Annotated in this window: 7 protein-coding genes; 1 reads left to right on the forward strand and 6 read right to left on the reverse strand. The window is 48.0% G+C overall.

The window, feature by feature from the left end; genetic code table 11:
* Positions 1-4: 4 nt before the first annotated feature.
* The 6 genes from MKX35_RS18600 to MKX35_RS18625 form a co-directional block, all read right to left on the reverse strand.
* The gene (locus MKX35_RS18600; protein WP_076283675.1) at positions 5-853 is read right to left on the reverse strand and encodes a carbohydrate ABC transporter permease; all 849 of its coding nucleotides are present in this window, start codon (positions 851-853) and stop codon (positions 5-7) included.
* Positions 854-870: 17 nt separating this feature from the next.
* Complete coding sequence (locus MKX35_RS18605; RefSeq protein WP_076283800.1) at positions 871-1,740, reverse strand: carbohydrate ABC transporter permease; 870 nt, start codon at positions 1,738-1,740, stop codon at positions 871-873.
* A gap of 118 nt (positions 1,741-1,858) precedes the next feature.
* A complete protein-coding gene (locus MKX35_RS18610) occupies positions 1,859-3,196 on the reverse strand; it encodes an ABC transporter substrate-binding protein (RefSeq protein ID WP_076299849.1) in 1,338 nt (445 codons plus the stop codon).
* 105 nt (positions 3,197-3,301) lie between these two features.
* Entirely contained in the window at positions 3,302-4,738 is a 1,437-nt protein-coding gene (locus MKX35_RS18615; RefSeq protein WP_076299848.1) for a response regulator, read from the reverse strand.
* The gene (locus tag MKX35_RS18620) at positions 4,710-6,734 is read right to left on the reverse strand and encodes a histidine kinase (protein ID WP_081382926.1); all 2,025 of its coding nucleotides are present in this window, start codon (positions 6,732-6,734) and stop codon (positions 4,710-4,712) included. The genes MKX35_RS18615 and MKX35_RS18620 overlap by 29 nt, the downstream gene beginning before the upstream one ends.
* Before the next feature lie 102 nt (positions 6,735-6,836).
* Positions 6,837-9,086: an FAD-dependent oxidoreductase gene (locus tag MKX35_RS18625; RefSeq protein ID WP_076299846.1), complete on the reverse strand. Its 2,250-nt coding sequence runs from the start codon at positions 9,084-9,086 to the stop codon at positions 6,837-6,839.
* Positions 9,087-9,211: 125 nt separating this feature from the next.
* Here MKX35_RS18625 and MKX35_RS18630 point away from each other — a divergent pair, with 125 nt between their 5' ends.
* A complete protein-coding gene (locus MKX35_RS18630; RefSeq protein ID WP_076283679.1) occupies positions 9,212-10,003 on the forward strand; it encodes a helix-turn-helix domain-containing protein in 792 nt (263 codons plus the stop codon).
* The last annotated feature ends 391 nt before the right edge of the window (positions 10,004-10,394 follow it).

Consider the following 10,394-nt stretch of genomic DNA (forward strand, 5'->3'; position numbering starts at 1 on the left):
TTGTTTATCCTTTGACAGCAGAGCTTGAGAAGCCTTGAATAATATACTTTTGGCCCATGAAGAAGACAATGAGAAGCGGCACGACTCCCGCTGTAGCGGCAGCCATCATCATGTTATAATCCACTCCCGCTTCCAGCATGAAATTCTGCATGCCTAGCGGTACCGTGAACAATCTTTTGTCTAACAGGAAGATCAAGGAATTCTCGTAATCGTTCCACGTCCATGTAAAATCAATAATTGCGAAGGTTGCAAGCACTGGTTTGGATAGCGGCAGAAACAGTTGAAAGAATATCCGGAAATGACCGGCTCCGTCAATGAAAGCCGCTTCCGATATTTCATGGGGAATGCTCATGAAAAATTGCCGAATCATGAAGACGCCGAATACCGTAAATAAGCCTGGGAGGATGAGCGCCCAATGGGTATTATAAATTTTCATCCAATCAAACATGATGAATTTCGGGACAAACAACACTTGCTGTGGAATCATCATCAGACACAGATACAGCAAAAAGATGGCGTTCCTTCCCTTAAATGGAATCCGACTGAAACCATATGCGGCAAAAGCGGCCAACAAAGGAGCTCCAATCATCAAAATCAAAGATATTTTCAAGGAATTGAAATAAAAAAGCGAAAATCCGTCTCCAGTCGTCCAAACCTTAAAATGGTTGGTCCATACAGGATCGTGCGGAATCCACTGAATCGGATAGTTAAAAACGTCCTTCGGCTTCTTAAACGAAGTGCTGATCATCCAGATCATTGGTGACAGCAGCAGCAGACTGGCAAGCGCCATGATGATCGTATTGAAGGTTCTCATCACCCGTGTTCTGATTACTCTTACATTTCTCCTAGCCATTGTGCGTCTCCCCTCTGTTAGTAATGGACCCATTTTTTCTGACCAACCCATTGAATAAGCGTGATGCACAGGATGATCAGGAACATAGTCCACGAGACAGCCGACGCGTACCCCATTTCATAGAAGTTGAAGGCTTTTTTATATGCAAAAATCGAGAAAACCGTCGTACTATTGCCCGGCCCGCCTTGGGTAATCGCATAAATCATGCCAAATCCCTTGATCGAGCCGATAAAACCAGTAATCATTAAGAAAAACGTCGTTGGACTCACTAATGGAAAAATAATGAGATGCAGCAGTTGCCCAAATGTTGCTCCGTCTATCTTCGCGGCTTCCAGTTGCTCGGCGGACAATTCCTGCAAGGCAGCTAAATAAATGATCATGTTATAGCCAATGCCACCTGCGGTCATCATAATCAGCACTGCATACATTGCTGTATCCGGGGAAGCAAACCATTGTGGAGGATCAGTTATACCAATGGAGTGTAGAAAGGCATTTATCGGACCACTACTAGGCTGAAATAGTACCATCCAGACAAAAGCAATGGCTATGCCACTGGTAAAATACGGAGCGAAAAAGAACGCTCTGAGTGTCTTTTGAAAATACGTCCGATTATTTAGCATGACAGCAATCAGAAACCCAAGCATGATAGAAATCGGTACAGGGATCAGTAGCAGCAAGGTGTTTTTGACCGATACTAGGAATAAATCGTCTCTCACCAGCATCCTGAAATTATCCAATCCAACGTAGTGCGGGGCTTCCCCACTAGCGAATACCCAATCGGTAAACATTAAATAAAAGGAGAACAGGGCTGGAATGAGCATAAACACGGTCATTCCGATAAGATTGGGAGCGATAAACACATAACCAATCAGCCTCTGTCGCTTCATCCAGCTCACGATCGGTCACCGCCTTTCTCTCTAAATAAAGTAACTTGCATCATCAGGCAGCTAGCGGTGTATAGAGGGATACGGTACGAATCACCCGCCCCTCCTTGGCCAGGTTGTGCTATTTCGATGATGCCTGCAAATTCTTGTTATGCACCCGCGCTAATTCTTTCGCGCCATCTTCAGCTGTCAGCTTCCGAGAAAATACGTTGTCATAGATAGCTTGTTGCTCGCTTCCTGTCTTCCGGTCCATACGGCTCAGACCCAGCGGCAGATCACCGAACATCACCCGTTTGATTGAATCCAGATCATACGTGTCTTCCACGCCTTTGAACATAAGCGCGACAGCCTCATCGACCGGGAAGTCCTTGGAGGAAGGTACTCTTCCACCCGCCGCCATCGGCAGCATCCCTTCATCCGCATACCACTGTATAAATTTCCAGGCAGCTTCCTGATGCTTGGAGCTCGGATTGATGGAAATCACATCTCCCAGGCCACCGGCGTTAATATAATCGGTCTGATCCTTGTTCACTTTGGGAGCTGGTGCCGCTGCCACCTTGAACGACCGGGGAAATTCAGCTATATTATTCGTCGTGCGGAAGATCTGGTTCGTGGAGAACAACATTGCCGCTTCTCCTTTCACGAACATCTGGTCCAAGGCAGGCTTCGAAGTGATCTGCTCCGTATGAGGCATCAGGCTCTTATCGGTGAACATCATGTCCGAATAGACCTGAAGCGTCTTGACCGTTAGCGGGTTATCAAAAGCGGAAGTTCCATCGTCTTTGGTCAGTTGCAAACTTTGCTTCTGCAAGGACCCGTTGATAGGTACGGTGAAGTAATAATCGCTCTGTGCCAATCCCCATACCTTGTCACTCTTCAGCTTGGCAGCGTAATCTCTGAACTCTTCAAGCCCCCAATCCATCGGAACCGGCAGTCCTTTTGCATCGAGCATATCCTTGTTCAGCCAGACAAAAGACAAGCCTTTTTGGGTAGGCAGACCATAATACTTGTCGTCTACTTTCCATAGCGCAGCGCCTTCCCCCATCTTATCGTCCACGTTGTAATCGGAGAATATGCCCAAATCAAGTGCGTTGCCTGCTTTAATCCGCTTCTCGTAAAGGCTGAAATCATAGTTGACGTACATGTCCACGGGCTGATTAGAGATGAGAGCTGTATCCAGCTTCAGGTTCCCAGCATCGTCATTGACGAACCGCACATACTCCACCTGAACATCCGGATTTTGCTTATTCCAGTTGTCTACGACCTCTTGTGGGCCATTCTCGGATGGTACCGCTCCCCACAGGGTAAGTTTGATCGGCTCACTGCTGGTCTTAGTTGCTCCAGGAGAAGTCGCTCCCTCCGCTTGCTTGCCACCCCCGCTTCCACCACAGCCGGCGAGTGCCAGAGGCACGGTCATAAACAGAGCAAACCCTGCCATCATCCATTTTCTGTTTCTCATCTTCCCTGCAACCTCCCTTTGATTGGATTGTTTGATTCCACCCAACTATACCAATCAATCCCTTGCCTCATTAGGGTTGAAACTTACAGATGAATAGTACAAAACTTAGGTATTATTCTCACGCCTGAAGGAGCTAGGCGTTTGTCCAACCATGCGCTTGAACACCTTAATGAAGTATGCATCATCGGCAAAGCCTGTCTGAAAAGCGATCTCCTCCACATTCAGTTTGGAATGCAGCAGAAGACGCTTCGCCTGCTCGATCCGGATGTTTTGCAAATAGGCGATCGGTGTCAGTCCGGTTTTTTTACCAAAAACGGTGCTTAGATAGTCGACGTTAATGGATACCAGCTTGGCTAAATCCGCAATCTTAATATTTTCTTTGAAATGCTCCAGCATATATTGAATCACCCGATTCACCTCAGGATGATCTGTAAAACTTACATGTTCTTCCTTCATTTGCTGGATTAGCTTATGTATGACTTGCTGTACATGAACAAGCAGCGACGCATGGCTGATGGCTGAGTCAAGTTCCTGCCGGTACTCCGATTTTCGTCCTGCTAGCATGGCTAGCATATGAACAAGATGGGCAGCCAGTATTTTCACTTCTACATGGGAGAACGAAGAGGCTTCCATGCTCTTCCACATTAAAGCTGTCACTTCGGTGCATTGGCGTTCGTCGCGTACTTCGAAACGCCGGATCAGCTCTGCTTCCAGCTCTGCGATCGGCGGCAGTTCATGCCGCTCCTTCACCTGACCTCCCATTGAGCCGTACCAATATCTGTTCAACTGATTCAGTGCTGAGCGCCAATCCTGGGACAACTGGCTCAGACTGCTGCCGGAAGCCATTCCAATCGAAAGGATATGTTTGTGTCTGTTCGCACACGTTGCCTTCTTTCCAAAGCCCCAGCAAAAGAAAGTTGTCAGTCCTCCTTCATGGAAGGGTTGAACCAACAGATATTCCTCTGTCTGAATATTCATCTTTTCCGCAGCAGCGGGTACAGCTCCACTCAGTATGGTATAAATTTCAAGTTCTAAGCCGTGGAATTTCTCCGTTACCGCAATTGTTCCGGTCTGATCTTGATCGGCCGCTGCGACCGTTCCCCGGATACCCGACCAAATACGGTGAAAATAAGGATAAAGTGCCTCACTAGCTACGCTAAGCTCCTCAAGCAGTTCTCCCTTAATCCGCGCCAGATTCTCGAGCAAAACTTCATCATTCAAGGAAAGTTTCAAGAGATAGTTGAAGGCCCCGTATTGAAGGGCATCCCGGGCATATTCAAAATCGCTCATAGCCGTCAGCATAATAAACCGGCTGCGGATTCCCGCTTTCCGTGTCTCCTTCAACAGTTCAATCCCGTCCATCCCCGGCATAACAATATCCGCGATCACGACGTCAGGCTTAAGCTCCAGAATAGCCGTAAGAGCTTCCTTACCGTTACCAGCCTCACCCACAACGTAAAATCCGTGCCGTTCCCATTCCACCGTATCTCGTAGGGTCTCCCGGACAAATGCCTCATCTTCCACTAGTAAAATCGCCCACATGCCCATCGCCTCCTTCCTGTGAATAAGGTGTTGCTATCAGTAAAGGCAGCCGGAGCCGGACAAGGGTCCCTTCCGCGCCTGAAATAATCTCCATGGAACCTTCCCGCTTAAAAAGCAATTGTAGCCTTTCTCTCAGATTACTCAGTCCGATGCCATGACCGCTTCGTCTTCCCGGTTTTAGTGCGGCCGCTTCCATGCCGATACCATTATCCTCCACCTCCAGGATAAGTTCTCTACCCTCTGCTCTCACCCTCACCCAAATCGTGCCACACCCGTCCGTCATGTCAAAGCCATGGACGATAGCGTTCTCCACCAGAGGCTGAAGACTAAGCTTGGGAACGAGAGCATGTTGAACCGGCCCATCCAATTCATAGCGGACGATGAAATGATCCCTGAAGCGAAAGGACTGAATGGATTCGTAGGAACGCAGCAGCTTCATTTCTTCTTTAAGGGGAATCAGCTCAATTTCCGAGTTCAGGCTGGCCTCCAGGATTAGCCCCAAAGAAGTGCAGATGCCAGCGATCGCTTCCTGCTTTTCTTTTCTGGCGATCCATTTGACCGTATTCAAGGTGTTCAACAGAAAATGCGGGTTCATTTGGGAGAGCAGCATTTGAAAACGTACCGCCTGCTTCTGCCGCTCCTCCAGCTTAAGCTTGTTAATGAGTGCGATGACATCATCTATCATGTGGTTAAAGCTGTCACCAAGGGAACGCACCTCGTCAGTTGCCCCCTTTCCGATACTGATTTTGACATTCAACTTCTTGTCCAATGCCTCCTCCATGCTCCGCTCTAAGACAACCAACGGCTTCGTCATACGAGCAGATAGGATGATGGTTACTAGTACGTAGACGATGACCAGAATCGTCAAAAAGAGGAATGCGATAAACCTTAATTGCCGGATTTCCTGCTGCAGTTCGCTTAACGGCATTTGACTGACCACATACCAATCCAGATCTTCAAGATAGCTGTAATTGACTAGGGATGAAGAACGTTTATCCTCATAGTGTCCTTCCTTTGCCTGTAGCGACGTAATTCTATGTAACATATCCATACTGAAGGTTGTTTTCTTACTTTGGAGAACAGTCTCTCCTTGTCCCGTAAAGATGGTCAAATCCTGGTTAGCCGGACTATCCTTTAATGTGCTCAGGAACCATTCCTGAATATTGATGCTGATGCGAGCCAGTCCGAAGTTTCCACGCAGTGGGTCATCCAGGACTATGTACAGGCTTAAAACCTTGCTTCCTTTACTGCCTATTACGTCATTCCAATCATCAGCCACCCATCGGTATGAATGTGTCCCGCTATGTAGCTTATCCTGCCAATCTTGTAAGGTTTTGAGCTCGTTAGTCAACCGGCCGGCAGGTGCATAGGAGGTGTATACATTGCCCTTCAGGTCGATGAATCTAAAATACAGTTCTGTTTGATGGAAGAAGAAACTGTTGTTGATGCCAAACATCTTACTCTCGATGACTTTCTTTCGCTCAAGGGGATCGTAATTGTCCGGATCGTGCATAATTTGGATCAGGCTCTCGTCCTGGCTCAGCATAATATTCGCCTTATAGGCGAATGCCATCATATCTGTCAAGGACACATGAACCTGCTGCATGTGCTCGGACATCCGATCCATCATATCCTTCTGACGAATCGATTCAAAATGCTGGAACAGATAAAAAATAGCTATGCACAAAGGAATCATTAGAAGGGTGATATAAGCCATGATTAGCCTGTACTTCAATTTGTTCGGAAGCAAATAGCGCCAGTTGAACATCGTGTAGGATCCACTCCCAAAAATGTAGTTGAATGTTCTTATCGTCTGAAGAGTTTCCAGATTTCTCGAATAGGCAAAAAAAACCTCTGTTTCAAGAGGTTTTTTTCCACAGTCAATCGTGGGTATTGGTTTATGGAGTATGGTTAACAATACTAGCCTTGCAGAGCCAGTTCCGATACTTAAGTCAGGCTCATTCATTGATCTTGTGATGAATCTTTCTTTATTCATTCGATTATATCATCTTAAAACGAATCCAGAAGATATAAAACTTGTTGATTCATATAACGATTCTTGGGAGTTGCAGAACTGCAGACAGGTCTTTGTTGTCTGCTATTCGTATACGCGAATCTCGAAGATCTCGGCTCTCGGGCAACCGTTCGTCGCTTCTACCACAACGCGGAGACGATCAGAGGAAACCAGCTGATCTAATGAATGGACAACTCTTCGTTTACGGTTGTTTTTGCCTTCGGCAACGGTAATCCATTCGCCATCCACATCAACCTGCACAAGGTAATCCTTGACCAGTTCGGGAATCACTTCGAACGTTGTGCGGTGATGATGAAGATTGATCAGATCCTCGTTCACATCGTCGTTAAATGTGATATGCACCGTGCGAATGCTGACCGGTGCTGGCCAATTGAGCTCCAACCACTCCGGAGAGTCTTTCCGAAGCGAGTCTGACGACCACAGATGCGGCCCAGCAAACGGTCGGTGATATCCGTCGATTACCTTTTCCGCTGCGTATGCTTGCGTTGGCGAGAGGAGGCGGAAGCAGATCGGTTTGCGGTTAAATGGACGCATATTCCACTGCACGACCGGCTGACTTGGTTGATGATCTCCGAGATCCGGAGAAACCACGGGGCGTGGCCCTTTCGCAAATGAAAGCACTCCAAATTGAGACTCATCAGACAGATGTAAGGCAAGCCGTTCGTTGGCTTTGACCACGAGGAATGCGTTTTGTGGGGTGGTCGGCTTCCAATGGAGGTTCACGATCACATGTTGTCCTGTGCCTTTTGTTACCGGAGTCAATGTCGCCAGTTGTTTCGTATGCGGGACATAGTTTTCACCGCGACCGGTGTCCCATAGCTCCAGCTCCAATGTCGTGTTCTCTGCGGCATCGACGAATAGAGCGATTCCGTTCAGCTCCGGGTCGACCGGCAGAAGCAGGCCGGTGTCGGAAGCAAGTGGATAGGTTTCGATCGGCTTCTCCACAACTAGTTGCGTCAATGTACTGGAAGCTTTTAATTTCGCGCTCCGTGCCAAATCGGTCACATCATCATTGCGTAGACCGATGATGGACGCACCTTGGTGAAGCAGTGTTTGCTGAAGTTCACGTAGATGAGTCTGGTATAGCTCACGTGGGACGACCCCTTTCTCAGCGCATAATGCAGCCCCAGTGCCGGCAGCCTCGCCGATGACGGCACAAGTAGCCATGACACGGGTCGTCCCGAAAGCCACGTGCGATGCGCTGATGTTGCGGCCGGCCATGATCAAATTGTTCACGTTGACAGAATACAGGGAACGGAACGGAATATGATAGACTCCGTCTGCATGCAAATGCTTGGAGCCACTTTCAGTCGAATACATCCCTTGTGGCGGGTGCAAATCGATAGACCAACCACCGAAGGCCACACCGTCTTCAAACTCGCGCTGAGCAACGATATCGTTCTGGTTGAGCATATAATCACCAATGAAACGACGGTACTCCCGCTTGCCTGGAATCGAGCCCACCCACTCCAGCGTCATGTTGTCGGCATTGAAGTTGCCGGAATTTTTAATATAGTCCCATAAGCCATAGATCACCGCCCATAACTCGTCACGGATACGTTCGTTGTCGAGAACCGTATCCATTTCACCGCCCCACTCGATCCACCAATAAGCGCATCCATTATCGCCACTGCGGATGACGCGCGTCATCGGAATGGTCGTCTTCGTGATATCCTTCGCAAAACTTGGCGGTATAAACTTGACCTGATGGCCTGCATCCTTCGTATAGAAGAACATTGTACTTCCCAGTGTAATGTCATCCGCAACGGGCGGTGCCCAATCCTCGTTGTACTCTTCCCTCGCTTCTCGGCCGATACGATGCTTGGCCCCGGCCAGAAATCCAACCAGTCCGTCGCCCGAGCAGTCTAGAAACATGCCACTTTCAAAACGAATACGCTGCTCTGACCCCATCATCCAACCGGTAACTGAACGGATGACCCTATTGTCTGTATCGCCGTCAGCTTCCACCTCATGAACATCGGTATTCAAAAACAAGCGGATATTGGGCTCTGCGCGAACCGTTTCAAGGAGAACCATATCCCAAATATAAGGATTCCCGTCGATATTGCAGTACTGGTTTTCAAGAAAAAGCTCACCCATTATGCCGGTTTCTCGCGCATACCGATTCGTTCCGTGAGCGGTAGCTCCGCACACCCATACACGTACCTCGCTGCTTGAATTTCCGCCTAGCACAGGACGATTCTGAATAAGTGATACGGACCTTCCCAAACGGGCTGCAGCAACAGCTGCACTTACTCCCGCCAAGCCGCCGCCGACAACTGTAATATCTGATATGATAACTTCCTGTCTCATGATTGAACATCTCCTTTTAAAGAACTAATATCCATGATTTCATCGTATGCTATCAACTTTTCAATTTCCATACACCATGTTACGATAAGGCATATACTTTATTTCATAACATTGGTGGCGATAAAATGCGAAGTGACTTTGCGATCCGGCTAGTGACTCACTTTTATTGGGACAAGAAAGAGTCGTTTGCTCTCGACCGGGATATTTATTCCTATTGGACAATATTGGCTGTGGAAGAAGGCCGATTCACTTACCGCATTGAAGATCAAGAAGGCGAAGCAGGGTTCGGCAGCTTGGTGGTCTGTCCTCCAAACACCTGGTTTCATAGGAAGACACTTGAGCCTTTGACCTTTCACTTTATTCATTTCACATGGAACACGGAGCCTTCGCTTGAAGAGCAGCGCTCGTTGACTGGCAATCTGATGATCGCGGACATCGAACGCCTTTGCTCCGACTACCGCTACTTGCGACTAATTGCGTTGGAACAGGATAAGGCCGCAATAGAGCGAAAACAACACCTCGTAAGCGATATGTGGCGTTTGTACGAGCTGGAGAGGAACGTGCCGAAGGAAATAGGGTTAACAGTGGTGATTGCTGATGAGGAGATGCGGAAGGCGGCCCACTTCATCACCGCCAATATTTTCGGTCCGGTCGATATGAAGAGCTTAGCGCTCTCGCTACAGCTTACCCCGGTGCAGTTGACGAGACGTTTTCGTGCGGCTTACGGAATGACCCCCTCTGAATATATGACTCGGCTACGGCTGGACAGGGCTAGCAAATTGCTGCTAGAAACAGAGTTTAGTATCGACAAAATTGCGCAGCTGTGCGGATATGAGAACGGCTTCTATTTGAGTCGTATATTCCGGAACAAACGGGGGATGCCCCCTTCACAGTATCGTAGCCTGCCTCGCGTCTAGGCTTAGATCCGACGGAGGAATTCTCTTGCACAAGCAATTTAGGGTATATGGGGATAATGAATACAATGCAGTGGTAACATCAGTTAATATAAGAACGACAATCGGAGCATAATCTTGGCTCTTTTCGATTGAATAAAAAAACCGCGATTTACGCGGAAATTAATCGGTATATGTTGTTGCCGCTCGACACTCGGATCTTGTTAGGTTGTTTCTCTTTCAACTATCCTGCCCTTGGGACTTGATCTCGAGCGCCATAATGTTCACCTCTACTTCTCATGACCATAAATAAAACGGACCGCCTTCAGTAGACAACACTGGAGTTGGTCCGTTCTCCATCTAATATCCGACGCCTTCTCCCTCATCCGGGTGCAATCCTGCTTGTTTCAATTCC

The sequence above is a fragment of the Paenibacillus sp. FSL R5-0923 genome, assembly GCF_038009145.1.
Classification (GTDB): Bacteria; Bacillota; Bacilli; order Paenibacillales; family Paenibacillaceae; genus Paenibacillus_AQ.